Origin of the sequence: Promicromonospora sp. NPDC050262 (genome assembly GCF_040655935.1) — a bacterium.
In the GTDB taxonomy this organism is placed as follows: Bacteria; Actinomycetota; Actinomycetes; order Actinomycetales; family Cellulomonadaceae; genus Promicromonospora.
Map to the genome: position 1 here is coordinate 17,473 of NZ_JBFAKX010000015.1, position 26,443 is coordinate 43,915.

The 26,443-nt window shown below is 68.7% G+C and carries 25 protein-coding genes and 1 tRNA gene; 14 read left to right on the forward strand and 12 right to left on the reverse strand.

The annotated features are described in order from the left end of the window. Nucleotides 1-59 precede the first annotated feature (59 nt). The 3 genes from AB0I29_RS20630 (at nucleotide 60) to AB0I29_RS20640 (ending at nucleotide 1,566) form a co-directional block, all read left to right on the forward strand. On the forward strand, nucleotides 60-977 hold the full coding sequence (locus tag AB0I29_RS20630) for a LysR family transcriptional regulator (RefSeq protein ID WP_357485116.1): 918 nt from the start codon (nucleotides 60-62) through the stop codon (nucleotides 975-977). A gap of 29 nt (nucleotides 978-1,006) precedes the next feature. Next, entirely contained in the window at nucleotides 1,007-1,375 is a 369-nt protein-coding gene (locus tag AB0I29_RS20635) for a nuclear transport factor 2 family protein (RefSeq protein ID WP_357485121.1), read from the forward strand. A gap of 120 nt (nucleotides 1,376-1,495) precedes the next feature. Next, nucleotides 1,496-1,566: transfer RNA gene (locus AB0I29_RS20640), tRNA-Gly, on the forward strand. A gap of 970 nt (nucleotides 1,567-2,536) precedes the next feature. On the opposite strand, the gene AB0I29_RS20645 is transcribed toward AB0I29_RS20640, so the two are convergent. Next, nucleotides 2,537-6,208: a hypothetical protein gene (locus AB0I29_RS20645; RefSeq protein WP_357485125.1), complete on the reverse strand. Its 3,672-nt coding sequence runs from the start codon at nucleotides 6,206-6,208 to the stop codon at nucleotides 2,537-2,539. Between the two features lie 300 nt (nucleotides 6,209-6,508). Then, nucleotides 6,509-6,985, reverse strand: a complete 477-nt coding sequence (locus tag AB0I29_RS20650; RefSeq protein ID WP_357485128.1) for a DUF6348 family protein — start codon at nucleotides 6,983-6,985, stop codon at nucleotides 6,509-6,511. Nucleotides 6,986-7,174: 189 nt separating this feature from the next. On the opposite strand from AB0I29_RS20650, the gene AB0I29_RS20655 reads away from it, so the two are divergent. Both AB0I29_RS20655 and AB0I29_RS20660 read left to right on the forward strand, forming a co-directional pair. Further along, nucleotides 7,175-8,488 carry a glycoside hydrolase family 6 protein gene (locus AB0I29_RS20655; RefSeq protein WP_357485131.1) on the forward strand — a complete coding sequence of 438 codons (1,314 nt, stop codon included), beginning with the start codon at nucleotides 7,175-7,177 and terminating at the stop codon, nucleotides 8,486-8,488. Nucleotides 8,489-8,579: 91 nt separating this feature from the next. Then, nucleotides 8,580-9,377, forward strand: coding sequence for a glycoside hydrolase family 16 protein (locus AB0I29_RS20660; protein WP_357485134.1), 798 nt, complete (start codon nucleotides 8,580-8,582; stop codon nucleotides 9,375-9,377). A gap of 17 nt (nucleotides 9,378-9,394) precedes the next feature. Here the strand turns inward: AB0I29_RS20660 and AB0I29_RS20665 are convergent, their stop codons facing one another. Beyond that, nucleotides 9,395-10,417 carry a LacI family DNA-binding transcriptional regulator gene (locus AB0I29_RS20665; protein ID WP_357485138.1) on the reverse strand — a complete coding sequence of 341 codons (1,023 nt, stop codon included), beginning with the start codon at nucleotides 10,415-10,417 and terminating at the stop codon, nucleotides 9,395-9,397. A 149-nt stretch (nucleotides 10,418-10,566) separates the two neighbouring features. On the opposite strand from AB0I29_RS20665, the gene AB0I29_RS20670 reads away from it, so the two are divergent. Next, entirely contained in the window at nucleotides 10,567-10,818 is a 252-nt protein-coding gene (locus AB0I29_RS20670; RefSeq protein ID WP_357485142.1) for a hypothetical protein, read from the forward strand. Between the two features lie 52 nt (nucleotides 10,819-10,870). On the opposite strand, the gene AB0I29_RS20675 is transcribed toward AB0I29_RS20670, so the two are convergent. Further along, the gene (locus AB0I29_RS20675) at nucleotides 10,871-12,988 is read right to left on the reverse strand and encodes a SigE family RNA polymerase sigma factor (RefSeq protein ID WP_357485145.1); all 2,118 of its coding nucleotides are present in this window, start codon (nucleotides 12,986-12,988) and stop codon (nucleotides 10,871-10,873) included. A 67-nt stretch (nucleotides 12,989-13,055) separates the two neighbouring features. After that, nucleotides 13,056-14,000: a phosphotransferase gene (locus AB0I29_RS20680; RefSeq protein WP_357485149.1), complete on the reverse strand. Its 945-nt coding sequence runs from the start codon at nucleotides 13,998-14,000 to the stop codon at nucleotides 13,056-13,058. A gap of 136 nt (nucleotides 14,001-14,136) precedes the next feature. On the opposite strand from AB0I29_RS20680, the gene AB0I29_RS20685 reads away from it, so the two are divergent. The 3 genes from AB0I29_RS20685 to AB0I29_RS20695 all read left to right on the forward strand — a co-directional run bounded on the left by AB0I29_RS20685 (nucleotide 14,137) and on the right by AB0I29_RS20695 (nucleotide 16,645). Next, on the forward strand, nucleotides 14,137-15,126 hold the full coding sequence (locus AB0I29_RS20685; RefSeq protein ID WP_357485152.1) for a DUF1990 domain-containing protein: 990 nt from the start codon (nucleotides 14,137-14,139) through the stop codon (nucleotides 15,124-15,126). A gap of 170 nt (nucleotides 15,127-15,296) precedes the next feature. Further along, complete coding sequence (locus AB0I29_RS20690; protein ID WP_357485157.1) at nucleotides 15,297-15,938, forward strand: phosphatase PAP2 family protein; 642 nt, start codon at nucleotides 15,297-15,299, stop codon at nucleotides 15,936-15,938. Continuing rightward, on the forward strand, nucleotides 15,938-16,645 hold the full coding sequence (locus AB0I29_RS20695; protein ID WP_357485161.1) for a phosphatase PAP2 family protein: 708 nt from the start codon (nucleotides 15,938-15,940) through the stop codon (nucleotides 16,643-16,645). The genes AB0I29_RS20690 and AB0I29_RS20695 overlap by 1 nt, the downstream gene beginning before the upstream one ends. 7 nt (nucleotides 16,646-16,652) lie before the next feature. On the opposite strand, the gene AB0I29_RS20700 is transcribed toward AB0I29_RS20695, so the two are convergent. The 3 genes from AB0I29_RS20700 to AB0I29_RS20710 all read right to left on the reverse strand — a co-directional run bounded on the left by AB0I29_RS20700 (nucleotide 16,653) and on the right by AB0I29_RS20710 (nucleotide 20,355). After that, nucleotides 16,653-17,291, reverse strand: coding sequence for an Atu4866 domain-containing protein (locus AB0I29_RS20700; protein ID WP_357485165.1), 639 nt, complete (start codon nucleotides 17,289-17,291; stop codon nucleotides 16,653-16,655). 67 nt (nucleotides 17,292-17,358) lie between these two features. Further along, nucleotides 17,359-18,900: a Na+/H+ antiporter gene (locus AB0I29_RS20705; RefSeq protein ID WP_357485169.1), complete on the reverse strand. Its 1,542-nt coding sequence runs from the start codon at nucleotides 18,898-18,900 to the stop codon at nucleotides 17,359-17,361. 21 nt (nucleotides 18,901-18,921) lie between these two features. Next, on the reverse strand, nucleotides 18,922-20,355 hold the full coding sequence (locus AB0I29_RS20710; protein ID WP_357485173.1) for an amidohydrolase family protein: 1,434 nt from the start codon (nucleotides 20,353-20,355) through the stop codon (nucleotides 18,922-18,924). 273 nt (nucleotides 20,356-20,628) lie between these two features. Here AB0I29_RS20710 and AB0I29_RS20715 point away from each other — a divergent pair, with 273 nt between their 5' ends. The 5 genes from AB0I29_RS20715 (at nucleotide 20,629) to AB0I29_RS20735 (ending at nucleotide 23,896) form a co-directional block, all read left to right on the forward strand. Further along, nucleotides 20,629-21,465, forward strand: a complete 837-nt coding sequence (locus tag AB0I29_RS20715; RefSeq protein WP_357485178.1) for a helix-turn-helix transcriptional regulator — start codon at nucleotides 20,629-20,631, stop codon at nucleotides 21,463-21,465. A 97-nt stretch (nucleotides 21,466-21,562) separates the two neighbouring features. Continuing rightward, the gene (locus tag AB0I29_RS20720; RefSeq protein ID WP_357485182.1) at nucleotides 21,563-22,057 is read left to right on the forward strand and encodes a hypothetical protein; all 495 of its coding nucleotides are present in this window, start codon (nucleotides 21,563-21,565) and stop codon (nucleotides 22,055-22,057) included. A 153-nt stretch (nucleotides 22,058-22,210) separates the two neighbouring features. Continuing rightward, on the forward strand, nucleotides 22,211-22,987 hold the full coding sequence (locus AB0I29_RS20725; RefSeq protein WP_357485187.1) for an SDR family oxidoreductase: 777 nt from the start codon (nucleotides 22,211-22,213) through the stop codon (nucleotides 22,985-22,987). A gap of 9 nt (nucleotides 22,988-22,996) precedes the next feature. Beyond that, nucleotides 22,997-23,560: a flavin reductase family protein gene (locus tag AB0I29_RS20730; protein WP_357485192.1), complete on the forward strand. Its 564-nt coding sequence runs from the start codon at nucleotides 22,997-22,999 to the stop codon at nucleotides 23,558-23,560. A 93-nt stretch (nucleotides 23,561-23,653) separates the two neighbouring features. Continuing rightward, on the forward strand, nucleotides 23,654-23,896 hold the full coding sequence (locus tag AB0I29_RS20735) for a hypothetical protein (RefSeq protein WP_357485197.1): 243 nt from the start codon (nucleotides 23,654-23,656) through the stop codon (nucleotides 23,894-23,896). A 39-nt stretch (nucleotides 23,897-23,935) separates the two neighbouring features. Here AB0I29_RS20735 and AB0I29_RS20740 read toward each other — a convergent pair whose 3' ends face one another. The 4 genes from AB0I29_RS20740 to AB0I29_RS20755 all read right to left on the reverse strand — a co-directional run bounded on the left by AB0I29_RS20740 (nucleotide 23,936) and on the right by AB0I29_RS20755 (nucleotide 26,354). Then, the gene (locus AB0I29_RS20740; protein ID WP_357485202.1) at nucleotides 23,936-24,532 is read right to left on the reverse strand and encodes a histidine phosphatase family protein; all 597 of its coding nucleotides are present in this window, start codon (nucleotides 24,530-24,532) and stop codon (nucleotides 23,936-23,938) included. A gap of 10 nt (nucleotides 24,533-24,542) precedes the next feature. Further along, entirely contained in the window at nucleotides 24,543-25,079 is a 537-nt protein-coding gene (locus AB0I29_RS20745) for a flavoprotein (protein WP_357485207.1), read from the reverse strand. Nucleotides 25,080-25,132: 53 nt separating this feature from the next. Continuing rightward, on the reverse strand, nucleotides 25,133-25,450 hold the full coding sequence (locus AB0I29_RS20750) for a hypothetical protein (protein WP_357485212.1): 318 nt from the start codon (nucleotides 25,448-25,450) through the stop codon (nucleotides 25,133-25,135). A 178-nt stretch (nucleotides 25,451-25,628) separates the two neighbouring features. Beyond that, nucleotides 25,629-26,354 carry a DUF2625 family protein gene (locus AB0I29_RS20755; protein WP_285100733.1) on the reverse strand — a complete coding sequence of 242 codons (726 nt, stop codon included), beginning with the start codon at nucleotides 26,352-26,354 and terminating at the stop codon, nucleotides 25,629-25,631. Nucleotides 26,355-26,443: the final 89 nt, after the last annotated feature.

The window sequence follows — 26,443 nt, forward strand, 5'->3', positions numbered from 1 at the left end:
CGCGCTCGTGGTCCTGAAGGACAAGCGAAATGTTCTACGCATCCTTGTAGGCTGGCTACATGAATGACCTGTCGCGCGTGGATCCGCGTCACCTCGATCTGCTGCGCGAGCTCGCCGACCGCGGAACGGTCACGGCCGTGGCCCAGGCGACCCACCGGACGCCGTCGGCCGTGTCGCAGCAGCTCCGCACCGCACAACGCGAGCTGAAGGGCGTCCCGCTCGTCGAGCCGCACGGCCGGGGCCTCCGCCTCACGGAGGCGGGCCGCCTCCTGGCCGACGGCGGTCGTGAGCTCTCCCGGACCGTCGCCCAGGTGCAGGCGCGGTGGGACGAGTTCATGGGTTCGGCGTCGGGCACGGTGCGCGTGGCGACGCTGCCGAGCGCGGCGACGGTGCTGCTGCCGGGTGTGCTGGAGCGGCTCGCCTCGACGGGGGTGAAGCTGGAGTGCACCGACCTGGACATCGCCGAGTCGGAGTACTCCGGGATGGTCGCGGACCACGACATCGTCATCGGCCACAGCTTCACCGGGCCCGTGCCGGACGGCGCCTCGCACCTGGTGACCGAGCCTCTCCTGCGCGAGCCGCTGGACATCGCGCTGCGGGCGGGCCATCCGCTTGCCGCGAAGTCGCAGGTCACCGCGCGGGATCTGGTCGCGTACGAGTGGTACGGCGTGCCGCTCGGGTATCCCTTCGACGGGCTGCGCATCGCCGTCGAGACGACGGCGGGCCGGCCCGTCCGGGTGGCGCAGCGGCTGCGGGACAACCGGCTCATCGAGGCGCTCGTGGCGGCGAGCGACCGGGTGGCGGTGCTGCCTCGGTACTCGACGGCGCCTGGTGCTGGGCTGATGCTGCGACCGGTGCACGGGATGGACGCGGCCCGGTGGATCGTGGCGATCCTGCGGCCCGATCATGCGGAGCGGCTGGCCGTGCGGACGGCACTGGAGGCGTTCCGGGCAGTCGGGCTTGAGGTGGTGGGGTGATGGTGTGGGATGCTGCGTCGATGTCAGCGATGTCAGCACATGAGGTCATGGAGCGGCTCGCGGAGGTCATCGACGGGCACCGGTGGGACGACCTGCCGACCCTGCTCGATCCGGCCTTCGCCTGCCATTACGTGCACACGGGCGAGACCTACGACGCCGACGCGTGGGTGCGGCTCAACGCGGAGTACCCGGGCTTCCAGAATCTCCGGCTCGAGGACTGCGTGGCGGAGGGCGAGCGTGCGGTCGGCCGTGCGCACGTGACGGGTGTGGCCGACGGCGTGGTGCAGCACTTCGAGGTGGCGACGTTCATCACCGTGCGGGACGGCCTCATCGTGGAGATGACGGAGGTTTGGACCGACGTCGGCCAGGAGGCGCCGGAGGGGACGCGGCCTTCCTGAGGCGGCTCGCGAGCCGGCCGCGACGTGCGCCACACCGGGGCGCCGCCACGCGGGCGGAGCCGCTGGCAGGGCGTGAGGTTTGCTAAGGTAACGCCCGCACCGTGCTTCGAGCGCGGGCTTGCGGGCGTAGCTCAATGGTAGAGCCTTAGTCTTCCAAACTAATTACGCGGGTTCGATTCCCGTCGCCCGCTCAGAGTGCGGAAGCCCAGGTCAGAGACTGTTTCTGACCTGGGCTTCGTGCATTCTGGAGGGCTGGAAGCGGTGTTGGCTGGCCCTAAATGGCCCTAAGTCGCTCGCAGCAGGGCCACGAGCCGGAGTCCCCGTGCCCGCTTCACCCGATCCACAGGGCACTCCCTCCAGGGAGCCGCGCACACCTCGAAGCATGACCAAGCGTCCCCGCCGCAGCACCCGTCGCGCCCACCGCAACCATCCGGCGGCACAGATCGAGCCGCTGGCAAGCCAGGTACACCTGGTCCGACGGCGTGCGTCGTCCGACCGGCACGTTCGAGTCCGATGTGGAACACCTGGGCTGAACGGGAGTGGGGCAACTACCACTGCCCTGTACTCCTCCGTCGGGCAAGGCAACAGGAAGCACTTGGCGGGGGCAGACCTACCTATAATTCACCGCTATCGAACGAGAGCCGAAGATGAATACTCAGGCTTTGCCGACGTGCGCCGTTGACGATCCTGGTCTCGGCAGCCCGGGCCGCCGAGACGGTCGGAATACCGCGCTAACGACTTCTCGAACTATACCGGCTGCGGTTAGCACACCAGCAACCGGTTGGAGCCGAGCGAACTGAACAGGCACCAGAAAACCGGCCTCTAATGGCGAACACGGCGACCCGCATGCCGGCCACTGCCCGGGACATCCGCTGGCACCGAGAGTCACCAGAGCTGCCGGGAAAAGTTGCTTTACTGGATGCCCCGCTTCTTTACGCCCAAGGGACCAGCGTGCCGCACCGATGAAGGACCGGTCGCGTTCGAAGTTCCTCTGGTCGGCTGATTTCCGCTCCCATTGAATCTTGGCCTTGTGACTAGGTCGCCGTTGATCCGCAGGAGCCACGAGCCCCACAGAGACCGGCACCATGCACCCCTTCCCCCAGGCACGTGGCATCGAGGGCGACGAAGGATACGCTCATGCCACAGCCTAGACAACGGCTGTCACAACACAAACTTCCATTCCTCTCGCTCAACTACATTCCTTACCGGCTCAGGAGAGTATGCGCGCATAACGATATCAATGCACGTTTCGATCACCTCAGACTGCAAATGCGCACCGTCTTGCAGGAGCATTGCCGCAGTCTCTGCCGAAAGTTTGTCGCGAAACACAGCGGTAGGTTCGACGTTCCGATCAGAGGCGCCGCGGGGCCGTGAATTCACTAGATCGAGCCAATCACGGACCCTTTGGACGTCGTCCCATTCCACGTCGGCACGGACCTTGTGATACCAATCCTCTACAGCATGCCACTCCGCCAACCGTTCACTTGAAGATGGATCGAGGCGCAGAAATTCACCAGGGTCCACTCCGAGACAGCCGCCAACCAGAACCGCAGCATCCCCACAAAAGACATGAGCAGGTGCAATGTCGGCCGCTTCCATGTTCCCCTCGCGGAACCGATGCATATCGCCCCAGAACTGATCAAATTCAGCCGCGGAAAGGTCCTTAACCACCGCATCCACGTCGTCCGCAAGTTCAATAAGTATCTCAATCTTGCCCGCAGTAAGGGCTAAAAGCAAAGCGAAACGGCGCCGGAGTGGATCGTCCGCAAAGCGGAATTCTGATCTCCACCATTCTATTTCGGGTCCTTCATCCGAGAAACCGTCGCGTGCGACCGCGGCGAGTTCTAATCCTGGCTTGCCGAGTTCCGTATCAAACCATTCGAACCTAGCCAAGTCACGTGCACACTGAATAGCGGTCAAGTAGGGTAGCCAGCGGCCCGGAAACGCCTCCGAAATCGCCGCCGCGCCAATCACCATCCAGCGTTCGCGAGGAAGCTCATCAGCGTCTACCCATCGGCGAGCTACTGCCCGCGCAAATGCGTTTAGCACGGAGTCACCACTGTCAACATCATCGGGCGTAACCCAATCGGAAATCTTGGAGACTACGGCCTGGGACAGCGTTCGGTAGCGATACCCTTCCGTCCACCCAGCAACAGTTTCAAAGAACTCAAGCCATGAATCCGGTCGATACTTGACAACACCGACCCCGTTGTCCAGTATTTCATTGACGTATAGTTCCAACAGATCGGCCGGGAGCCCGAGGTCACCAGACCGAACTCTCATCATCCAGCCGACACGGCGACTGAGTTCTTCTTCGCCGGGACTGTCAGAACTAACTAATTCGATCACGCTCTCAAGAACCTCGGGATCATCTGGCATCCCAACCAGAGAGAGCAGCCACAGCCAATCCGTGCGGTCCCGACCGCGGCTGCTCTCAGCGCGCTCTATTAGCACCTTCAAGACGCCTGGATGCCCGATCCTACGCAAGATATTTGCAAGCGGCCAGAAATGTATCGGGCTCGGAGCGTCGTCGATCAGTGCAACAAGAGAAGCACCCACCACCTCACCCGCAACGTCGGAGAACATGTGCGCCGGCCCCGCGTAGACTCCGGTCCGGTGCGCTAGGTGCGCTCCAATCCAATCGTAGGCGAGCGCGGCGACTTCTTCCTGGTAGCTGCGTCTATTCCTAAATATGCGATCAGCAAGGACCATCTGCCCGACCGCCCTAGCTTGGATTCTGGCCGCAGGGCTGCCTTCGACAAGCAGGTCCTTGAGACCAAACGAGATCCCCGCTAGTTCTCCCGGTTCATACATCCCCACAAGGAATCGGGCGACGTTAAGCCACCGCGGGTTAGCAGTAACCGTGACGAATCGGCGAACCAGATCACCGCTTGGTTCCGGATCCCAGGATTCCCTCACCGGCTTCGTACGATGGAGATGCCTTGCGCATAAGAACTCCTGCAATGGCAGCACTTCGAATTCATACCGCTCCTGCAGGCGTGCAACCAATACGTACATGCGCTCACTGCCAGTAAAAATCACAGGCACCAACTCACCTGGCTCGTTGCGCTCTGCAAGAAATAATGCAGCCTTCTCTTGCAGGTCGGACAGGGTAAGACTACCGTTATCTAGTTCGACCTCGGCTGCAAGTTGCATATCCCATGCCAACCCGCTGAGAAAGTCCACAAGGATATCTCGGTGCTCGGCCACGACTTTCGATTTGTTACCCTCTCGAACCATTACTTGTTCTAGATACTTCTCATAGAGGTCAGTGCGGCCATCCGGCAGCATCGTCCCGTTCATGTCAATGAGACTGAGAATAATTGTCAATTGCATAGGGCTACGAACGAGGTCTTTTATGTGCGGCTGCTCGAGTTTCTCATCGAGAAGAAGGGTGAATTCTCTGCGGCCATCACCGAACTTCTTCCTAGCATCCATCCAGCGCTTCGCAAGTTGGTCAATGTGCACAGCGCTTAGTGGCTGGAGTTCAAGCGTAAGAAACTCATGCTGAGTAAAGTCTGCGGTTGCACCAAAAATTGATGGGCGGGAAGTGGCAACCACCTGAATATCGCCATTCTCGGGGCAACGAGCAAGGCCTTCGGCAATCGCGTCCACTACTTGCTGACGGCTTTTTAGGTCTGCCACCTCGTCGAGTCCATCGAGGAACAGGAGCACAGGCAGTGAGCGCAGCATCCATGAGACATCATCGGTGCTGAATGAATTGCCACCCGTCGAGTGTTCGACGAATTTCGCTAGGAATGTCTCCATACTGCGCACCGAAGCCGGCGGCGTGCCAAACAACGTCCCATCCGCGAGAAAAGCGCCCATCTGAGTCAGGTCGACTCGGACAGGGAGGCGAAGCCCACTATGCCCGCTCGGCGGAAGAGGGGAAGCTCCAGATGCCGCAAACGTTTTGAGCCAGCCGGTTCGGTGCTCCTGACAGACATACTGTGCGAGCGTGGACTTGCCTTGGCCTGGCGCACCATGAAGCAGAATGCGGGTCACACCCGCCTGCACCTCCGGGAACATCAGCAAGGCGCCTGCATCTACCACTACTGGGGGTTTCTGCGCCTTGCTGAATCCATCACGGATCGCCACACGATCGTGCGCCCGTGCAACCTCAGTGTCTGCGAGTGCAGTGACAGCTTTGCGGAGACAGTAACCTCGCCGATCATTCTCTGAGTCCAAAATTTCCCGCGGTATGCCCAATGGAATGTCCACGAATATGGACCCTAGATCACTGTCGAGTTGCACATCCTGGACTTGCTGTAGTTTGACTTTCCGGTCCTGTTGCTGCTGATGTTGCACGAACCGCCGCAAGGTGTCTATCCGACGATTAGCCTCTGCGTCAAATATTCCGGATATTAGGGCACTAAGACCATCTGTAAACTTGAGCATCGCAGGATACTGCAATGCTAGAGCGGTCATCGTTTCCAAGCGTCTGCTAACGTCATCACGCCACAGGACTTCCGTCGGCACAGTTATGTGGTCATCGATCCATGTCTTCACCCGATCCACTGAGCCGCGGTCCAAATGCGCCGTGCCACGAGCATTGGTCACCATGATGTACTGCTTCGCGCCCCTCGAGATCAGATTCTCGATCTTCGGCAGTTCGCCCTCGAGCGCTGTGATCATCCAATCTGCGCTCGACTCCTCATCGCGCCTCTTGAACTTCACTTGAAGGACAGTGCTGCTCGACGACGAGTAGCCGTCCCTGCCGCCATCAGGCTGCCCAATTGGATAGCACTGAAGGTCGGGGTAGCGGTGCAGCATCATGGACTGCGCTAGGTACTGAAACTGATCTGGCGTCAAGTTCTCGTACAAGTAGTCCACGGGTGGCCCATCCTTCGTCGCCGGCACTCTCGCGCGATATAGGGCTAGACGGTAGGTGTGGCGCGGCTCTGTGTCATCCCCCATGCGTAGTTCACCTGCAAGATCACCCGCAGTGCACCCCTCAGGACGACGCTCCGGGACCGACTTCCTCAATGCATTTTGCTCGATTCGGCCCGTTCGGCTGAAGGCGGTTCCGGCCCTGGACTGATGGAATGGTCGATAGCTGGGCGTGCCACTACAACCCGCGGGCCGGGGGCACCTCGGTTCACGGTCCGCGCGTCCTCGCTGGCGTGCCGCTCGCTACCGGCCTTGCGGGTTGGCCACCATCCAGTCGCGCACAGCGAGGTCTGTCGCTCCGTAGCCCCACCCCAGAGTGTTCCCACCGATGGTGTGCCAGCCCGGGACGCCGAACGGGTCGTCGTGGGGGAAGTGGCCGGCGGCCTCGCCCCGCCGCTCGAACAGCTCGAAGACAGCCGCGCCGGTCGTCTGCAACCACTGGAAGATCGCATGCCGGACGGCATCGGACGGGTCCTTCGCGACTCCCGTCACGCAGTCCACGATCGCGGTCTCCTTGCGTCGGTCGACGTTCAGGATGAACTCCAGGTCCAGGTGCGACGGTGTCCCGGAGTCATCAGGCCGGATCGCGACGGCCGTCGAACCCGGGCCGCGAACGAAACCGGGCTCGGTGACCGTCCAGTCACCCTCCCGGGCCTCGCGGAGCGCCATGGCAAGCAGCTCGGTCTTGGCTGCTAGCGAGATCTCTGGATCAGTGGTCACGGCCGGAACGGTAGCGAGTCCGCACGTCGCCGAGCCAGTCGGCCCGGCAACCCTTGACACGCTCCCCCACCTCCCAACACCATGGTCAAACTGGGAGCGCTTCCACAATATTCCAGTTCTGTGCACGTCCCATGCAGCACCGCGACGAACACGCAATGACGCGTTCGCAGAGACCTTGGGAGAACCCTCATGAAACGACTGCGCCGGCTCCTGGCCGCGCTCACCGCGTGCGCGCTCGGCACCGCCCTGTTCGGCGGCACCGCCCTCCTCTACGGAGGCGCCACCCCAGCCTGGGCAGCCAACGACGTCCTCGGCCCCGGCACCAAGCTCTACGACAACCCCCAGAGCTCCACGAAGGAGGCGGCGCACGCCCTGCGCGGGCAAGCGAAGCGGGACGCGCTCCTGCTCAGCACGATCCCCAGCTCCACCTGGTTCACGGACGGCAGCCCCGCCGAGGTAAGGAAGGACGTCCACAAGCTGGTCAAGCGCACCGGCACCAAGGTCCCCGTGCTGGTCGCGTACAACATCCCGTTCCGCGACTGTGCGCTCTACTCGGCCGGCGGCGCCCGCGATGTCGAGGAGTACAAGGCGTGGATCGACGGCTTCGCTTCCGGTATCGGCCGCGAGGAGGTCGCCGTCGTCCTCGAACCGGACGGGCTCGGCGTCATCCCCTGGTACACGACGCTGGACGGGCAGCTCGAGAACTGCCGGCCGCCGGAGTACGACCCCGAGACCAGCGGCAGGGACGCCGCGGCGGAGCGCTTCGAGATGCTCAACTACGCGGTCGACCGCCTGCAGGAGCTGCCGAACGCCGTCGTGTACCTGGACGGCACGGGCGCGTCCTGGCTCAACGTCGGTGAGTCCGCCGACCGGCTCGTCAAGGCCGGCGTCGAGCGCGCGGACGGGTTCTTCCTGAACGTGTCCAACTACGAGTTCACCGAGAACAGCGTCGCCTACGGCACCTGGATCTCCCAGTGCATCGCCTACGTCACGCAGGTCTCGCCCGGCGACTACGCCAGTTGCGGCAACCAGTACTGGAGCGGCGGCCCGGCGAACGACTGGACCGGCGTGACCCTGTCCAACCAGGGCGTCTGGAGCCCGACGGCGGCAGACCCGGCCCTGAACACCGCGGGCATCGACTCGCGCTACGAGCTGGTGCTGGGCGACGTCGAGCCCACCACGCACTTCGTCGTCGACACCAGCCGCAACGGCCGGGGCGCCTGGGCCGCGCCCGCGGGGGTCTATCCCGACGCCGAGACGTGGTGCAACCCGCCCGACCGCGGACTGGGCCTGCGGCCCACGACCGACACCGGCAACGAGCTCGTCGACGCCCTGCTGTGGATCAAGATTCCCGGCGAGTCCGACGGCGAGTGCTTCCGCGGCCTCGGCGGACCGGAGGACCCCGAGCGCGGCATGGTCGACCCGCCCGCCGGCCAGTGGTTCCCCGAGCAGGCACGAGAGCTCATCGAGCTCGCCCAGCCGCCGCTCGGCGCCCACCGCTGACGGCGTCCGCGACCGACGGCGTCCGCCACCGACGGCACCCCGGCCACCACCAGCCAGGCACCACCCACCACGAGTACCAACGGAGGCACGCATGCGATCAACGACGACACAGCACCGCTCCCCCTCCCGCCGCCGGCTCCTGGGCCTGGCCCCGGCCCTGGCCCTCGGCCTGCTGCTCGGCCTCTCGGCGACACCGGGTCTGACACCCCCTGCCGCCGCGGTCGGCGGCAGCTTCACCGACAACCTCGACACCTACAACACCGGGCGCTGGCACAAGGCCGACGGGTGGACCAACGGCGGCATGTTCAACGCGGGCTGGCGGGCCGACCACGTCTGGCACAACGGCGGCGTCCTGGGCCTGAACCTGGACAACGCCTCCTGCCCGGGCGGCTGCTCCGGCAGGCCGTACGCCTCCGGGGAGTACCGCAGCAACGAGCTGTACTCCTACGGGCGCTTCGAGGTACGGATGAAGGCGGCGTCCGGGTCGGGCATCGTCACGTCGTTCTTCACCTACACCGGGCCGGGCGACGGCCAGCCGTGGGACGAGATCGACGTGGAGATCCTCGGCAAGAACACCCGGCAGATGCAGACCAACTACTTCACCAACGGCGTCGGCGGCCACGAGGCGGTCATCGACCTCGGCTTCGACGCCGCGGCCGGGTACCACGACTACGCGATCGAGTGGTGGAACGGCGGCACGATCAACTGGTTCGTCGACGGGCGCCTCGTCCACCAGGAGAACGGCTCGCGCGGGCCGCTCCCGACGCGTCCGCAGCGCATCATGATGAACCTGTGGCCGGGTACCGGCGTCGACGGCTGGCTCGGGCCGTTCAACTACACCGGCCAGCGGACGGCGACCTACGAGTGGGTGAAGTACACGCAGTACTGACCTCGCCCGGCGCGGGGTCAGACCCCGCCGGGCGCCGAACCCCGCACGACCAGGCGTGTCGGCAGGATGACCGGGGTCGGCGACTCCCCACCGATCAGGCGCACCAGCATCGTGGCCATCTCCTGGCCGAGGCCACGGATCGGCTGGCTGACGGTGGTGAGCGCCGGCTCCGTGTGGCGCGCGATCTCCAGGTCGTCGAAGCCGACCACCGCGACGTCGTCGGGAACGCGGCGTCCCTGCGCCTTCAGGGTGCGCACGGCGCCGGCCGCCATGTTGTCGGAGGCGGCGAAGACGCCGTCGATGTCGGGGTGGACGGCGAGCAGCCGCGCCATCGCCTGGGCACCGCCCTCGAAGCTGAAGTCGGCGTGCTCGACCATGTCCGAACCACGTCCAGCCACCGCCATGGCGTCGACGAACCCGTCGTACCGGGCGACGGAGGCCTGCAGATCCATCGGACCGGTGATGGTGGCGATGCGGGTGCGCCCGGACCCGAGCAGGTGCTCGGTGGCGAGGCGGGCGCCGCCCCGGTTGTCGACGTCGACGTACCACCGGGCCTCGCCGCGCAACGGCCGGCCACCGAGCACGACCGGCAGCTCGCTCGCCGCCACGAGCCGGTTCAGCGGGTCGTCCCCGCGCAGGGCCATGAGCATCAACCCGTCGGAGCGCCGGGACCGCAGCAGCCGGTCGAGCCGGGCCTGACCGCGCTCCGACGACGCGAGCATCAGTGTCAGGTCCAGCTCCGACCGGTCCAGGGCCCCCGCCACGCCGACGAGCACCTGCGAGAAGAAGGGGTCGCCGAACAGCGCCGGGTCGTCGTCGGAGACGGCGAAGACCACCGACCCGCCCGTGCTCGTCGCCAGGGCGCGGGCCGTCGCGTTCGGGACGTAGCCGAGCTCGGTCGCCGCCCGGGCGACCGCCTCCCGCTTGGCCGGACTCACGTTGCGGGCGTTGTTCATGGCCCGGGACGCCACCGAACGCGACACCCCGGCCCGCTGCGCGACCTCGTCGAGGGTGGGCAGCTTGAGCACGCGGTCGGGCATGCGGCTCAGCCTAGTGCGGGACGTCGCGGCGTCGGCCCGGACGCAACGGGACTTTGGTCCCTGGCGGGGCGGCCGTCACCCGGCGACGCTGGACCAGTGCTCACCGCGACCACGGTGGGGAAGAGACCACCGACCGACGGGACCGAGGCATGAACCGTGCGTGGAAGGCCGCGATGGAGCTGCTCGACGCCGGCGGCATCCGGCGCGACGACCCGGCCACCGCTTTCGACGTCGCGCGCTCCACGCCGACGGGTCCATGGCCGGAGGGCCCCGGGTACCTCGTGCCCGGCGGGGACTACGCGGTCCGTCGGATCATCGAGGAGCTGGCGCGCGCGAGGTCGTTGGCCGATCAGCTGGCCAGCCGGCTGGCGCGAGCTGCCACGCCGTCCTCGTCCGCCTAGCTCTGGGAAGCCGCCAGGCACACGGCGAACTGCCGATCGTCCACGGCCGCCGTCACCACGACGTCCGCACGTACACCACGGTCTGGTGCAGGTCCATGTAGCTCCACGAGTCCTGGTCCTGGAAGCTCTTCATCTCAGCACTGTCGTGCTCGGTCCACACGACCCGCTGCCCACCGCCGGCGACGTCCAGCCACGCGTCCCCGTCACCGTCCGGTCCGGGACCGAGCATGGTCAGGGCCGGCACGGCGACGCCCTCCCTGGGCTGGACCCGCAGGAAGTAGATGTTCTCGCCGTCGGCCCAGAGGACGCCGTCGTCGAACGCGCTGACCGTCCACGCGGCGTCCTCCCGGACAACGGTGGCCTCGCGCGAGTCCGTGTCGACCGCCACGATCCAGGCGCCTGACTCGAACAGCAGCGTGTCTCCGGACAGGTACGCGTAGTGGTTCCACGCCGTGTTCTGGTCGAGCCGCACGAGGTCGCGTAGTCCGGATCCGGCCGAGAGCAGCCCGATCGTGCTGGGCCCGTCAGCCGGGTTGCGTGACACGACCACACCGTCGTCGCTGTCGGAGACTGCGCACACGTCCGTGACTGCGTCCCGAACGATGTCGGCCTGGGGTGCCTCCAGGTCGACCAGGTCGACGCGCCCGTCGCACCGGTCCGGGTCGGCGGGAGTTTCGTTGGTGATGTACAGGATCGCCAGCGTTCGCCCGCCTGTTGCGATCCTCCAGAGGTGCCGGTCAGGGTCCGGCTCGTAGGTCGCGATCGTGCGGACCTCACCATCAGGCCCCTGCGCCTTCACCACGGCGGTCCTGTCCTCGAGGAACCCCTCGGCCCACGCAACGTGCGTGTTGGTAAGGACGGGGCTGCCGACCCCGGAGTAGCTGCGCTGCTCCCTGTCGGAGCCGGGCGCGCCGGTGGTGAGCTGCCAGTGCTCCAGCACGGACTCACCGTCCTCCCCGACGACCGGCCGGGCCAGCGCGGTGATCGGCTCGGAGCCGGGTCCGACGTCGGGCTGGGCCAGGGACGCGATCAGCGTCCCGTCGCGACGAACCGCGAACGGGACGTTGGGGTCGATCCCGATGCTGGAGCCGACCATGACCTCCGGAGGGCTTCCGAGCTCCACCCAGTGGTCGGTGATGTAGTCGACGCACTCGATCGCCGGGCGGGCGTCCTCGGCGTCGAGCGCCTGGACGATCGTGTAGTCGCCGGTCGGGGCGTCCGCGGGAACGGGGATGGTCCGGGTTGCGTCCGGCGTCGCGAGATCCTGCCCGGTGCAGTCGACGGCGGGGGCAGCCATCTCCGGGATGTCGATGTCGCCCAGCCCGACGGCGGCGTCCTGCCCGACCACCGCGTCGTCGCCCCGGACCGCGTCGTCGTCCTCGACGGGGGTGTCGTCACGACGGGTGTCGGAGGTGTCAGGGCGCAGGTCGAACGTCTCCACCAGCCAGCGGTGAGCCGGGTCCGCGACGACGTCCAGGACCGGTAGCCCCACCGGGCCGAGCGCGACCAGCGCGATGAACGCGCACACCACCACCGCCGCGCCGGTGAGCGCACCGTTGCGGCGGGCCCGACGTGCCGCCGCGGCCTTGCTGCGGGTCAGCGTCTCGCGGCCGTCGAAGACCGGCTCGTCCGCGGTCTCCGGGGCAGCGGTGGTCAGGAGCGAGCGAAGCCGTTCGAGTCCGCGGGAGCTCGCGGCCTTGACGGTACCGACCGAGCGCCCGATCTCGCGGGCTACCTGCTCCTCCGGCAGGTCGAGGACGTGTCGCAGAACCACGACCCGTCGCTGCTGCGGCGAGAGCGCCCCCAGCGCCCGGGCGAGCTCGTCCCGGAGCGCAACGTGCGCGGCGTGGTCGTCCGCGTGAGCCGCCGGAAGGTTGTCGTCACCCGGGATGTCGGTCAGCCGCGTCCGTCGCCACGCATCGGTCCGGAGGTTGACCAGCACCTTCCGCGCGTACGCACGCGGGACGCCGTCCCGGGCCTTGTCCCAGTGCCGGTAGACACGTTCGAAGGTGCCCTGGACCAGATCCTCGGCCAGGGCCCGCTCGCCGACCAGGAAGAACGCCGTCCTGAACAGGTACGGGCCGTCCGACTCCACGAACGCGACGAACTCCTCGTCCCGCGTGCGGCCGGCCACACGGACCTCGACCGGCTCTCCCGAAAGTGTCTCCATGCCCTCATCCACGCGCCGGACCCCTCGCAGGTTGAGACGGTACCTGGACCCGGATCGGCGTTTCGATCTAGCGCGCGTTCAGCTCGTCGAGGGCGCGATGGCCCCGCCTGACCACCCCTGGAACGGCATCGTGGCGCCCGTGACGGATGGGGATCTCGAGCATGTGCAGGATGTGTGCCGCGGCGAGCATCGCCGCCCCCTCCCAGCCGACCAGGTCGAGGATCCTCGTCCACAGACGCCCTCGGACGCCGTCCAGCAGCGGGTCCTGGAAGGTGTACCACCCGAGTGCGGTGAGATCGATCGCCCGCGTGCCGCTACCTGCGTTCCCGATGTCCACGACCGCCACCACCGCTCCGTCACGGACCAGGATGTTGCTGGGGGTCGCGAGATCGGCATGGACCATGTCAGGTGCTTCTCGTGGTGGCGGGACGTCGGCACACACGAGTCGCAGCCGCTCGATCAAGGCCGACACCTCGGAGGAATATCCCGAGAGCCTGGCAATGGACTCGCGAAGAAGCGACTGCTCCGGCGGCTCGTCGAGATCCGGCCCGGCTACATCCGATTCCTGGCCGGTGGCGACCCGCCAGGCGTACGACCAGTGGTCGTACGGCTCGGAGGCCTGGCCGGCCTGGAGCTCGATGATCTCCATCAGCTGCTCGACGAGGGACGGGGTCAGCTCTGGCGCGGGAGCGGCGTCGACGAAGTCCGTCAGGTGCCAGACATGCGTGGCTGTGGCCCCCACCCCGAGCCATGCCGGGGTGGGATAACCGCGCCCACGCATGTGCTCGACCACTCTCTGGGCTCGCAACGTCTCGTCCAGGTGGCCGGGGTGTGCGCGGGGCACCGCTTTGAGCACCGCATCTGCCCTTCCGGCCAGCTGGACGCGTACCGCACCCCCGTTGACGCCTCCAGGTAGGCGCCCGAGAAGGGTGACCTCTGTCCCGAGCACGTTGGCGACGTCGTCCAGGACCTCGCGCTCGTCGGTCAGGGCCCGGTGACGCGAAGGACTCATCCGGCCAGTATGCCGCGAGCCTCACCAGGCAGAGGGGTGACCCCGGCCCGGGCCACGCTCGCCGCGTACGTCGACGGTTTCGACTGGGCGGGACAGCGACTCCGCGCTGCGATCGCAGTGCGGAAGGATGTGCGACGTGGGCAGAACTGCAGAGAAGGACGGCGCACGCTGGCTCGGCGTGAACGACGGCGTTGCACGAGCGACGGTTGAGGTCGCGATCCGAAGCGCCCTGACAGCTCAGCGCGACCGGTTGGCGCTCCTCCAGGTCGACATCGCCTCCGACGACGACTGGCCCGCGGACCTTCGCGCAACCGTCCGGCTTGCCGAACGCCGTCTCTTGGCGAACCCGCGCAGCGACATCTCACTCACGCTCGACCCACGCGTCGATCAGGACTTCGAGATCGCTCTGGCGCTCGCGCCGTTCAGCATCTGCTGTACGGGGATCGGCACCGACGGGAAGTTCATCTGGGACGCGAACGACACCGGCACGAGCGCGGCCTTTGCCCTCACCGCTGCCGAGGAGCTCGCGGTGAGAACCGCCATCGCCGGTGCGGGCGGCGACCCTGATGACCTTGTCGGTCTCGTCGAGCACCACCTCAGCCGACGCACCCGCAACTACTCCGTCGTGGGCGCCACAGCACCCGCCACAAAGCAGTGGCATCCACCCGCCGGATGGCGGGCATACGAGCACACCGTCCAGATCGGCTCCGGGGATGAGCTCTGGGACGCGGCTTCGGCGGCAGTCCTCTCCTGGGGCATCAAGACCCGCAGCGGCTTCGCCGTCGACCCGCCGCTTGAACCGGGGCAGTCGGCTCGTCCAGGCGAGCGTTACTGGCTTATCGCCCGAATCGGCGTCATCCGTGTGCGAGAGCCCGTCGAGATCATCACGACGGTCTCGACCGACAACCGCGCCGCACTCGCCTACGGAACCCTGGAAGGTCACCCGGTCTCCGGGGAGGAAGCGTTCATCGTCCACCAGGACGACGACGGGACCGTGAGCCTGACGCTGCGTTCCCTCACGCGTGCCGGCCGGGGTGTTTGGCGCGGTGCCTTTCCGGTGATCCTGGTTGCTCAGCGCATCTATCGGCGCCGGTACCTGCGTGTGCTCCTGCCAGGTGAACAATGACGGTGCCACACCAGACGCCTCCGCCGCATGCGTCACGACGCGCCAGTGGAGACGCCCTGTGGCAGCGTGTCGACATGAGGCCCGCACCGCACCGCACTCCCGGGCGCGGTCCGCAGACCGCCGGGGCAGCGCGATCGACCGCATGTCGCGCACGCCGCCTCGTACGCGCCGTGCTGACCGGTGTCGCGACCGGCGTCGCCGTCGTCGTCATCGCCCTTCTCGTGCGCGAACAGTGGCCCCCGCTCGTCCAGCTCGACCAGCGGGCCGTGACCGCCGGAACAGCGTTCTCCGCAGCGCACCCCGAGCTGCTGCGCGCGCTCGTCGTCTGGCAGTGGGTCTTCCTCGCGGCGCACCTGCTCATACCCGTCGTCGCGATCTGCCTCGTCTACTGGTGGCGCACCGGCAACGCCACGCGCACATGGTGGGCGGTCTCGACGATCCTTGCGGCCTGGGGGCTGTCCAACCTGCTGAAGGAGCTCGTGCGACGCACGCGACCGGTGCTGGACCAGCCGGTGGAGAGCGCGGGCGGCTTCTCGTTCCCGTCGGGGCACGCCGCGAACACGGCGGCGATGACCACGGCACTGGTGGTGCTCGTGTGGCCGTCGCTCAGGTCGCGGGTCGTGCGGGTCGCTGCGGTGGCGGGGGCGGCGGTGCTCACTGCCGCCACAGCGGTCGACCGGGTCATGCTCGGCGTCCACTACCCCTCCGACGTGCTGGCCGGCGTTCTCTTCGGGGTCGGTTTCGTGCTGGCGTCGTACCTCGCCTACCGGCACTGGTCGACGCCGCGCCGCGAGCACGGTACGGCGTCCTGATGCTCGACCTCGATCGGTGGGCGGACGACCCGTCGGCACCTGGAGGGCGCGAGGTGCGGCGCGACCTCGGCCTTCGTGTCGGGGTCCCGGCAGCGGTGTGGTGGGCCGTCGTCGTCGGGCTCGGGCTCCTGCTCACCGGCCCGCTGGCAGGGCTCAGAGAGCGGGAGACCGCGGTCAGCGAGTGGTTCGTCCAGCAGCGCACGGCGGCCCTCGACACCCTCACCGAGGTGTGGAGCGTGTTGGGGACCACCGAGACGATCATAGGGATCTGCCTCGTCGTGTCCGGCGTCGTCTGGTGGCGTACCCGGCAGTGGTGGTACGCGGTGGTCCCGGCGATCGCGGTCGCCGTCCAGGCGGCGGTCTTCATGCTGGCGGCGCTCGTCGTGAGCGCCGAACGCCCCGAGGTGGAGCAGCTCGACCCGGCACCGCCTACCTCAAGCTTCCCGAGCGGCCACTCCGGCGCCTCGATGGCGCTCTACGTCTCTTTGGCGCTGATGGCCCAGCGGATCGGGAACGCGTGGTTGCGCGTGAGCGTGACCGTCGTGCTGTTCGTGCTGCCCCTGCTCGTCGTCTGCTCCCGGCTGTACCGGGGGATGCACTATCCGAGCGACGTCGTCGTCGGGGTGCTCAACGGCCTCGTGTGCGTCGTGCTCGGGTGGTACTGGCTGCGGCGGACGCCCGGTCGTGTCGAGCCGGGCGCCGCCTGAACACCCGTCACCGCCGGGTCATCACGAACCCCGCGTGGTGCAGCGTGCCGTCCAGCAGCTCGCCGAAGGCCCAGAACCCCGAGTCGTCGAGGTACGTGATCCGGTCGTCGCGAACCCAGTAGCGACCCGTGTAGGCGTCTGGCCGCCCGTTCCGGGTCTCCGAGTAGCGTCCGTCGGCTGTCAGGTGCTGCTCCAGCCCCCGGCCCGGGTCCACCCACGTGCCGACCCACGTCTCCCCGACGGCCGGGTCTGCCAGGTCCACGCCCGCGGGGCGCGTCGGTCGTCCGTCGTGCGCCTCCAGGTGGCCGGACACGTACACCGCGGCCAGGTCCGCGGGATGGACCACGAGCATGCGACGGATCTGCGACTCGCCGACGGCACGGCGTACCAGGGCGAATGTGGCGCGGTTGCCGGGCACCAGGTCGTAGCTACCCCGCTGCGATGCGGGGCGTTGTGCCACGGCGCTGTCCACCATGAGCGGGACCGCGTACGCGCCCCTCGCGTCGACCACCTCGGTGTCGTCGTCCGGCGGCTCTGCGGCGAGGACACCCGCCGAGACGTACAGGGCGTCACGAGCGGGTGTGCTCGGCGTCCTCATGACGGTCGCACCGGTCAGCACGAACGGTCCGTCGATCTGCTCGGTCACTTGTCGCTCCATTCCTTGAGATGTCGTCGGATGCGGGTGGGCCGCACCCGTCTGGTGCGTGGGTCGGTCACGGGGCCTGCGTCACGTGCGACACGTGCACGGCCTCGGCGTCCAGGGCGCTCTCCTCCGCGCGCAGGACGTCGTCGTCCAGGGTTCCCTCGGCCCGGATCCGACCGAGCTCGTCCCGTTTGACGTCGAGCACGGCGGTGCGCAGCGCGCGCGCAGCAGAGGGATCGTCGGTCTCCTGCTCCGGGAGATACGACTCCTCGGCGATTCCGCTGGCGGCGCGCGGGGCAGGGAACTGCTCCAGCAGCGCCGGGAGCTCGCGCTGGACCCGGGCTGCGATCCGTTGCCGCACGAGCTCCGCCTCGCGGGCCCCCTCGTGGTCGGCGGGCAGCCGGACGGCCCGGGTGACGAGAGGGAGGGTCGGGCCGAGCAGCACGAGGGTCAGCGTGACGGTGACGGCGGTGATGAAGACGATCGCGTCGCGCTGCTCGATCGGCTCGCCCGAGGCGGTCGCGACCGGGACGGTGAGCGCGGCGGCCAGCGAGATCGCGCCGCGCATACCTGCCCAGGCGATGGGTAGCCGCTCGCGGGGGCTGATGCGCAGGGAACGCTGGGCGGCACGGCGGTCGAGGGCCCGCACGACGTACGGCACCGTGTAGAACCAGGCGAGGCGGACGACGATGACGGTCAGTGCCACCAGGACCGCGATCACCGTCGCGTCCCGTAGACCGGTGGAGGACAGGCCGCCCACGACGCCGGGGATCTGGGTGCCGATGAGGACGAACAGGGCGCCGTTGAGGAGGAACGCCGTCACCTCCCAGAACGCGTACGACTGGCGGCGGGCCTGCGCCTCGATGTGGCGTGGTGCGATACGGCTCGTGAGCAGCCCGCACGTGACGACCGCCAGCACCCCGGAGACATGGAGGAGCTCGGCCGGCAGGAATGCCAGCATCGGGGTGGCGACGCTCAGACCGCTGTGCAGGATCGGCTCGCCCAGCCGGCGCCGTAGCGGGACGAGCAGGTAGGCGACGGCGGCGCCGATCGCGATGCCGCCCCCGAAGGACTCCGCCAGGCGCAGCGCGGTGCCGCCGACGGACAGCGGCTGCCCCTCGACGAGGAACTCCAGGGTGACCGCCAGCAGGACGAGGGCCGTGCCGTCGTTCAGGAGGCTCTCGGTGCGCAGCACGGTGAGCGTGCGACGCGGCAGCGAGCCGGAGACGGCGGAGACCGCTACCGCGTCGGTCGGGGCGAGGACCGCACCGAGCACGAGCCCGATGGGCCAGGGCAGTCCCAGCAGGTGGGCGACGGCCGCGACCGCCGCGGCCGTGGCGATGACCAGGAGGGTCGCCTGGAGCGTGATGGCCCGCAGGTTGCTGCGGATCAGGTGGACCGAGGAGTTCAGGGCCTCCCAGTACAGCAGTGCCGGGAGGAACAGGAACAGCACGACGTGGGGTGACAGCTCGGCGTCGCCCAGCGGGGTGAGGCCGATCAGCACGCCGACGGCGAGCAGGACGACGGGTTCGCTCAGGCGAAACCGGCGGGAGAGCCAGGCGCCGGCGAGCACGGCCACCACCACGGCGGCCACGAGTTCAAGGGTGTGCATCGAAGTCGCTCTACCGTTCGCTCACGGCCGGCCGGGCACGGAGAGTGCCGCCGCGGCCTCGCCGGCCCGTGCGAGGATCCCCGCGCGGGACGCGTGCACGCTGCGCCGCAGCTCGCCGAGGTCCACGTCGACGAGCTCGCCGTCCCACTTGCGCGCGCGTCCGCCGACGAACACGGCCCGGACGTTGCGCGGGTCGCTGCCGAGCACGAGGGTGCCGACGGCGTCGTTGAGGGGCATGTTGTTGACCGCCTCGGCGTCGACCAGGATCAGGTCGGCCTGCTTGCCGGGCGTGACGGAGCCGGTCACGTGGTCGAGCCCGTTGGTCCGGGCGCCCTGGAGCGTCGCGAGGTCGAGCACGTCGCGCGCGGTGATGCGCCGCACCTCGTCGGTGGTGCCGTAGGCGGCGTTGACCGCCCGCATCCGCTGGATCGCGAGCAGCGCGCGCATCTGGGTGAACATGTCGCTCGCGAGGGCGACCTCGACGTCGATGCTCAGCCCCGGGCGGATCCCGACCGCCAGCGCCTCGTCGACGGCGGGGATCGCGGTCTCCAGGCCGATCTGCGCCTCGGATGTCGGAGCGAGCGCGACGGTCGCCCCGGCGTCGCCCATGGCCTGCCACGCCTCCGTCGTCAGACCCGTGGCGTGGATCAGCGTGGTGCTCGGGCCGAGGATGCCCTGGCGCGCCCACTCCAGCACCGCGCGGGAGGAGGGCTCGCCGAAGACGGCGTCGACGCTCACGCCGATGCCGAGCTCCCGCGCGACCCCTGCGAGCCGGGGACCGTACGCGATCTCGGGCCCGGCGATCTCGTCCGTCGCGAGCGCCGCGACGCGCAGGGTGAGCAGCTGGTCGTCGCTCGCGAAATAGGTGGAGCGCAGCCGGGTCAGATCGGCCGGCCACTGGTGGTCCCAGTCGCCGAAGTGCGGGCCCATCGACGCGTGCACCCCGCGGATCCCCGAGTCGGCCAGCGCCGCGATGGCACGGTCGGAGTGCTCCGCGGAGCGGGAGTTGTGCGCGAAGTCGAGCATGCAGGTGATCCCGCTGTCCAGCGCGGTGAGGGCGGCCAGGCGGGTGCCCGTGTACACGTCCTCCGGGTCGAGCACCGGGGCGACGCCGCTGAGCGTCGACACGACGTACTCACCGAGGTCGTTCACGTCGGGGATGCTGCGCCGGAGCGTCGCCTCCCAGGCGTGCCGGTGCGTGTCCACCAGGCCGGGCGCCACGATCGACCCTTCCGCGTCGATGACCAGGGCGCCGTCCTCCGCGCCCTGGGCGGAGAGGTCCGGCCCCACCGACGCGATCCGGCTGCCCTCGATCAGCACGTCACCTCGGGGCAGGTCGGGCACCGCCGGATCCATCGTGACGACGTACGCGCCCTTCACGAGGATCCGGCGGCGGTCGTCGAAGGCGCTGCGCAGGACGTGGTTCGAGACGGCGTCGGCGGGCAGGGAGTTCATGGGGGCTTCCTTCCGGTCGGGTGGACTGCCCCCATGCTCGGCGGGTCTCCCGATGCCGAACCAGGCCGCCGCGCACCTAGGAAGCGCACGGCGACCCATCGCCCGGCGGTGCCGGGACTCCTCGATCCGTGCTGACCGCGACCGAACCAGGTGGTAACGGTTCGGCAACAGGAGCGCGTTAGGATCGTCTCGCAGTCAGGTACCACCGTGCGACACCCTCCATGCGGAGGTTCACAGAACGCCGCGACCGTCGCCCGTCCGATGGGAGCGAACGTGAGCGAGCTGGGCGATTTCCTCCGGGCCAAGCGGGCTGCGGCCTCCGTCGAGGCGCTGCCCTTCCCCTCCTCGGGACGACGACGCGTCCCGGGCCTCCGCCGGGACGAGGTCGCCCTGCTCGCCGGGGTGAGCGTGGACTACTACACGCGGCTCGAGCAGGGGCGGGAGACGAACCCGTCGGCACAGGTGCTGGACGCCCTCGCCCACTCCCTGGACCTCACCGTCCACGAGCGGCGCTACGCCTACGGGCTCGCGCAGATCGCGTGGGTCCCGGAGCTCGCCGAGGCCCCGGAGCCGGTCGACGCCACCCTCACGCGCCTGATGGAGCGCTGGCCCGGAGCAGCGTGCTTCGTGCTCGACCCGCTGCTCGACATCGTGGCGATGAACCGGCTCGCGACCGCCATGTTCGAGCCGTTCTCCACGACGCGGAACCTGGTCGAGATGGTCTTCCTCGACCCCGAGGGCCACGCCTTCTACGCCGACTGGGAACGCGCGGCCACCGGATGCGTGGCCAACCTGCGGGCCACCTCCGGCCTCTACGCCGGCACAGCGCGCCGCAAGGAGCTCCTGGACCGGCTCACCACCGGCAGCGCGTACTTCTCCGAGCTGTGGGCCGCGCACGAGGTGGAGCCCAAGACCCACGACCAGAAGACGCTCCGGCACCCGGCCGTCGGTGAGTTCGTGATCGACTTCGACGCCTTCGAGGTCTCCGCCCTGCCCGGGCACCAGCTCGTCGTCTACCGCGCCGAGCCGGCGAGCGCCGGCGAGCGGGCGTTCCACGAGCTGGCCGCGCTGCCGGCGACCGCGACGCAGGACGGCCTGGTCACCGGCTGAGCACGCGCCGGGCGCACCGCGTGCCCCCGTGCACCCGCGTGCGCCAGGCAGGAGCAGGGCCAGGCTCGTCCGGCGTGGCGCGGCTAGCGTGCCGACCGTGCATGCCCCGAACGCCCGACCGGTCCTGCCGCTCCCGGAGCACGAACCGGCCGTCGTCCTGGACGGCGGCCTGCTCGTCGTCGACGCGAACCGGCGGTGGCGGTCCCTCCATCTCCCCTTCGCCAGCCGATCCGACGTCGGCCGCATGGTGTTCCGCGACCCGGCGGCCGCGACGTTCTTCGTGAACCGCCGGCACGAGGAGTACGACGTGGTGGCGGCGCTGCTCGACGGGATCGGCACGGAGCGCACCCGGGAGGCAGCACAGGCCGCCGTCCGTGACCTCAGGGAGGAGAGCCCGCGCTTCGACGCCCTGTGGGGCGGTCTGCGCGTGCGCCAGCGGCTGGTGGACACCTACGTGGTGCGCCACCCCGACCTCGGCGAGCTGACCTTCGACCGCCGGACGGCACGGCACGACGGCCTCCTGCTGCGTGTCGCCACGCCTCGTCCGGCGACGTCGCGCCTGCTGCCGCTGCTCGATCACCTGCCCGGCTGAACGCCGTATCGGCGGCCGACAGGTACCGCTCGTCCGCGCACCCTGGCTGCGGCACTGCTAGGAAACTGGCGGCCTGGTTCGCCGTGGGCCCGGGCGTGAATCTGGATGTGCCCCCGAACGAGGGGCGGTAGCACCAGACAAGGAGTCATCACCATGAGCGGAATCATCATCCCCGGGGCCCTCGACGGACGCGTGGCGGTCATCACGGGCGCATCCAGCGGCATCGGCGAGGCCACCGCGGAGACGTTCGCCGCACTCGGTGCGAAGGTTGCCCTGCTCGCCCGGCGAGGCGACCGGCTCGACGCCGTCGTGGCACGGATCCAGGAGAAGGGCGGCACGGCGATCGCGGTGCCGACCGACGTCACCGACCGCGCACAGGTCCTGGCCGCCGCCGAGCGGGTCCGGGACGAGCTCGGCGGGGCGGACCTCGTGTTCGCGAACGCCGGCGTCCAGCTCATCGCCTCGATCAGCGACCTGAAGGTCGAGGACTGGGACGCCCAGATCGACCTGAACATCAAGGGCGTCATGAACACGATCCAGGCGTTCCTGCCTGACCTGGAGACCGCTGCGGCGGCCGGCCGGACGGCAGACCTCGTGACCACCTCGTCCATCGCCGCGACGCGGATCCTGGAGAAGTTCCAGGTCTACTCGGGCACCAAGGCCTACGTCAGCCACATCACCCGCCTGCTGCGCACGGAGCTCGGCCGCAAGAACATCCGCGTGTCGACCGTCGAGCCCGGCATGGTCGACACCGAGCTGCCCGACCACGTGACCGACCCCGACGCGAGCGGCCTCATGGCCGACCTGATCGAGCAGATCGACGTGCTGCAGTCCCAGGACGTCGCCGAGACCGTCGCGTTCGTGGCGGGCCTGCCGAAGCACGTGAACCTCACCGAGATCACGATCCTGCCCACGCAGCAGATCATCTGAGGCCTCGTCATGGACGACCGATTCACGCCGTATCCGCTGGACAAGGTCCATCGCCTGTTCGAGCCCGGGCCCGTCGTGCTGGTCTCGACCTTCGACGGGCACCGCGCGAACCTGATGACCAACGGGTTCAACATGCCGGTACGGCACTCCGCGACGATCGCTCTCGTCGTCGGGCCGTGGGACCACTCGTACGAGGCGCTCCGGGACACCGGTGAGTGCGTCATCGGCATCCCCGGCCGCGACATCCTCGAGACGGTCGTCGACATCGGCAACGTGTCGGGCACCGACGTCGACAAGTGGGACCGCTTCGGCCTGACCCCGGCGCCCGCGGCCACGGTCCGGGCTCCGCTCGTCACGGAGTGCTTCGCCAACGTCGAGTGCACCGTGGCCGACGACCGCCTCGTGGACGACCACGACCTGTGGCTGCTGCGGGTCGAGCGGGCGTGGATCGATCCGGCCGTCCCCGTGGGCGCCGAGGTCCACCACCGCGGCGACGGCACGTTCTCGACCAACGGCGAGCTGATCGACCTGCGGGCGCGCATGACCAAGTGGGAGGCGCTCACCCGCGACTGACAGGCCGCGCTGACCAGCGGCCCTGACCAGCCGCACAGACCGGGCCCGGGAACACAGGTTCCCGGGCCCGTCGTGCGCTGAGCGCCGATCGGAATGAGGCCCGCGCCCCGTGGTGCCACAGCGGGAACCGGGAGGATCGCCCGACTCCTTGAGGCACTCCCGGGGCTTGAGTACGCGGATATCGCGATCCGCCCGTTCCAGGTCGAGTTCGACCAGGTCTCCTTCGGCCTGGTGATCGAGCAGCACGGCGACGACGAGACCGAGGACAACTGGGCGGAGCTCTACCCGGACCAGCTCGGATTCTCCGAGCCATGGGACGGCATCTACGACACGTGACACCGTGACCGCCGGCCGGAGCAACGCGACGACGAAGGCTCAAGCCGGCCAAGCCGTGCAGCTCCACTTCCCGTCCCACTCGACGAGGAACGGCTCAGCATGAGCCAGCGGCGCTCCCCACACCGACGGCCCGAGCCCGCACAGCCCGCCCAGCGCGAGAGTCAGGCTGCCGACGTGGCCGACGACGGCGACCGTCGCGCCGGAGTGCCGTTCGGCAATGCGCTGGAAAGCGGTCGTCGTCCGGGCGAGGACCTCGTGTCCGCTCTCGCCGTCGGCGACCCGCTCGTCGAGGTCGCCGTCGACAACCCAGGAGCGGAGTACCTGCCCGGTTCGTGCCCGGACAGCCGGGTCGCCGCTGCCCTCGTACCGCCCGATACCCATCTCGACCAGCCCGGGCACAACCAAGACCGGGAGGTCGCGTTCAGCGGCCAACGGTCGCGCCGTCTCGTACGCCCGGACGGCGGTGCTGGCGTACACACCCCGGATGGGCTCGTCGGCCAGAGTTCCCGCGACTCGGAGGGACTGCTCGTGTCCGCGCTCGGTCAGTGGCGCGTTCGGTAGCGCGCCCGCGAGCGCCGCGGTGACGTTCTCGGACTCGGCGTGCCGCAGACACCAGACTCTGACCTGCGCGCTCACGCCGCGGTTCCTAGGATCCAGGCGGTCGAGCCACCGTCGTGAGGATCTCGTCCCACGGAAAGTCGTCCGCCGCCCCATCGCCCGGCTCGTGCGGCTCGCTCGGGCCGATCACCACGTTCACGCCCCACTCCTTGAGGGTGGTCAGACTCCCCTGATAGGTCGGGTGGGCGGCGAACCTGATGTTGGTATACGGCGCCACGGTGATCGGGACGCCCCGGCCGACCTGTTCGGCCAGGCGGGTCAGGACGTAGGTATCCGCGATACCCAGCGCCCACTTGGTGATCGTGTTGTAGGTCGCCGGCGCCACGACCACGACGTCCGGATCGGGCAGCGAGTAGCCGACCGCCGTGTGGAAGTCCGTCCGCACCGGGCGTCCCGTGGCCTCCGCGATCTGCCGCATCGTCTCGGGAAAGGTGCTCAGCGCCTGCTCGGTGGCCAGGACGTGCACGTCCCAGCCCTGCTCGGCGGCCAGCGGCAGGAGCCGGGACGGCACCTGCCGGGTCGCTCCGGCAGCCGTCACCACGACGTACAGCACGCCCAGACTCATGGCGCGAGGCTACTGGGTCCGCGGCCGGGCCGGACCAGCCATACGCCGACCGCTCAACCGGCGCGTTCGAGCAGTCTGTCCCTGAAACCGCGTGCCCGGGCGACGACCAGCCAGCACACGATCGGACCCGCGGCCGACATGAGCCACGCGAACATCCAGGTCTTGTCGTCGGGGTAGTAGACGTTTTCGCCACCAGGTGCGACGACGACGGGGTACACCGTCACTCCTGTCGCCCGCGGCCGGTCGCCGCCGCCCAAGCTCCAGAGACTCGCGTCGGCGATCTCGTAGGTTCCGTCGTAGGACCGGAACTCACCGTCGTTCCAGGTGCAGCGCCTGAAGCACTCGGGACCGGACGTGGTGAACTCGCCCATGATCCCACCGTGCGTCGCCCGCCAACTGTCGATCGTCATGGAGGCGCCGGCGGCGACGAGCGCGAACGCCAGGGCGACCCCGAGCACCCATGCCGGTCCCACGATCAGCCAGAGGGTCAGGTGTCGACGGAACCGAGACGGCGGCATGACCAGGGACCTTATCGGTACCCGACAACAGTCAGCCGAACGTCCCCAGCTCCCCCAGGTCGACGTCGTCGATCTGCGCAGCGGTAGACCGTGCCATCCCGACCAGCTCGGACATCGGCACCACCGCCCGGCTCGTGGCGCCAAGATCCTCGTGCGCCTCCTTCGACCACAGCGGCGGGTAGAAGTTCAACCCGCTGTCCCCGCTCAGGCCGCGGGTCTCGGCGTCCCAGCCGTCCCACCGCAGGCCCTCCGTGAAGTCGGCCAGCCCGCCGTCGAGCACCCACGTGAGCCACGCCGCGTAGCCCGCCTCCAGCGGCTCCCACTGGAGCGTGTCGGGAGCGAGATAGGTCATCTCGCCAGGACTTCCCGGCCTCCCGACCGATCCGGGGTGCGGCCCGTTGAGCACGTACGTCCCGCCGAGCACGTCGTGCGCGACGACGAGCCCGTGCGCCGCGTACCAGGACGCCTCAGGCACGAGGGGGAACTCGTTCACCGCGGCCAGCCCGGGCAGGGCGCCGACGTCGTCCGGGCTCCCGTACACCCGCAGCCACCCGTGGTCGATCAGCAGCCCGCCGGTATGCACGACGACAGCACCGAGAAACGACCCCGTCGTCACCTGGAGCTGTTCGAGCGTGCGCCGGCTGGTCGCGTCGTCAGGGGCCAGGACCTCGGCGGTCACCGCCGCCTCCTCGACGAGCCTCTGCAGCTCGGGCCAGGCAGGACGCTGCGTCGCGGTCAGGTTCTCGAACAGTCGCACACTCGATCCTAGTCCGGCACGGGCAGCACCCTGAGCGCAGGCACGCGCCCGAGAAGACCGCCCGTTGACCCTCGACCCGCTCGATCCCC

What these genes read in the sequence shown, in the direction of transcription:
- AB0I29_RS20630 (WP_357485116.1), top strand. Translation starts at nt 60, where the DNA reads ATGAATGACCTGTCGCGCGTGGATCCGCGTCACCTCGATCTGCTGCGC.
- AB0I29_RS20635 (WP_357485121.1), top strand. Translation starts at nt 1,007, where the DNA reads ATGTCAGCACATGAGGTCATGGAGCGGCTCGCGGAGGTCATCGACGGG.
- AB0I29_RS20655 (WP_357485131.1), top strand. Translation starts at nt 7,175, where the DNA reads ATGAAACGACTGCGCCGGCTCCTGGCCGCGCTCACCGCGTGCGCGCTC.
- AB0I29_RS20660 (WP_357485134.1), top strand. Translation starts at nt 8,580, where the DNA reads ATGCGATCAACGACGACACAGCACCGCTCCCCCTCCCGCCGCCGGCTC.
- AB0I29_RS20665 (WP_357485138.1), bottom strand. Translation starts at nt 10,417, where the DNA reads ATGCCCGACCGCGTGCTCAAGCTGCCCACCCTCGACGAGGTCGCGCAG.
- AB0I29_RS20670 (WP_357485142.1), top strand. Translation starts at nt 10,567, where the DNA reads ATGAACCGTGCGTGGAAGGCCGCGATGGAGCTGCTCGACGCCGGCGGC.
- AB0I29_RS20675 (WP_357485145.1), bottom strand. Translation starts at nt 12,988, where the DNA reads ATGGAGACACTTTCGGGAGAGCCGGTCGAGGTCCGTGTGGCCGGCCGC.
- AB0I29_RS20680 (WP_357485149.1), bottom strand. Translation starts at nt 14,000, where the DNA reads ATGAGTCCTTCGCGTCACCGGGCCCTGACCGACGAGCGCGAGGTCCTG.
- AB0I29_RS20695 (WP_357485161.1), top strand. Translation starts at nt 15,938, where the DNA reads ATGCTCGACCTCGATCGGTGGGCGGACGACCCGTCGGCACCTGGAGGG.
- AB0I29_RS20705 (WP_357485169.1), bottom strand. Translation starts at nt 18,900, where the DNA reads ATGCACACCCTTGAACTCGTGGCCGCCGTGGTGGTGGCCGTGCTCGCC.
- AB0I29_RS20710 (WP_357485173.1), bottom strand. Translation starts at nt 20,355, where the DNA reads ATGAACTCCCTGCCCGCCGACGCCGTCTCGAACCACGTCCTGCGCAGC.
- AB0I29_RS20725 (WP_357485187.1), top strand. Translation starts at nt 22,211, where the DNA reads ATGAGCGGAATCATCATCCCCGGGGCCCTCGACGGACGCGTGGCGGTC.
- AB0I29_RS20730 (WP_357485192.1), top strand. Translation starts at nt 22,997, where the DNA reads ATGGACGACCGATTCACGCCGTATCCGCTGGACAAGGTCCATCGCCTG.
- AB0I29_RS20735 (WP_357485197.1), top strand. Translation starts at nt 23,654, where the DNA reads ATGAGGCCCGCGCCCCGTGGTGCCACAGCGGGAACCGGGAGGATCGCC.
- AB0I29_RS20745 (WP_357485207.1), bottom strand. Translation starts at nt 25,079, where the DNA reads ATGAGTCTGGGCGTGCTGTACGTCGTGGTGACGGCTGCCGGAGCGACC.
- AB0I29_RS20750 (WP_357485212.1), bottom strand. Translation starts at nt 25,450, where the DNA reads ATGGGCGAGTTCACCACGTCCGGTCCCGAGTGCTTCAGGCGCTGCACC.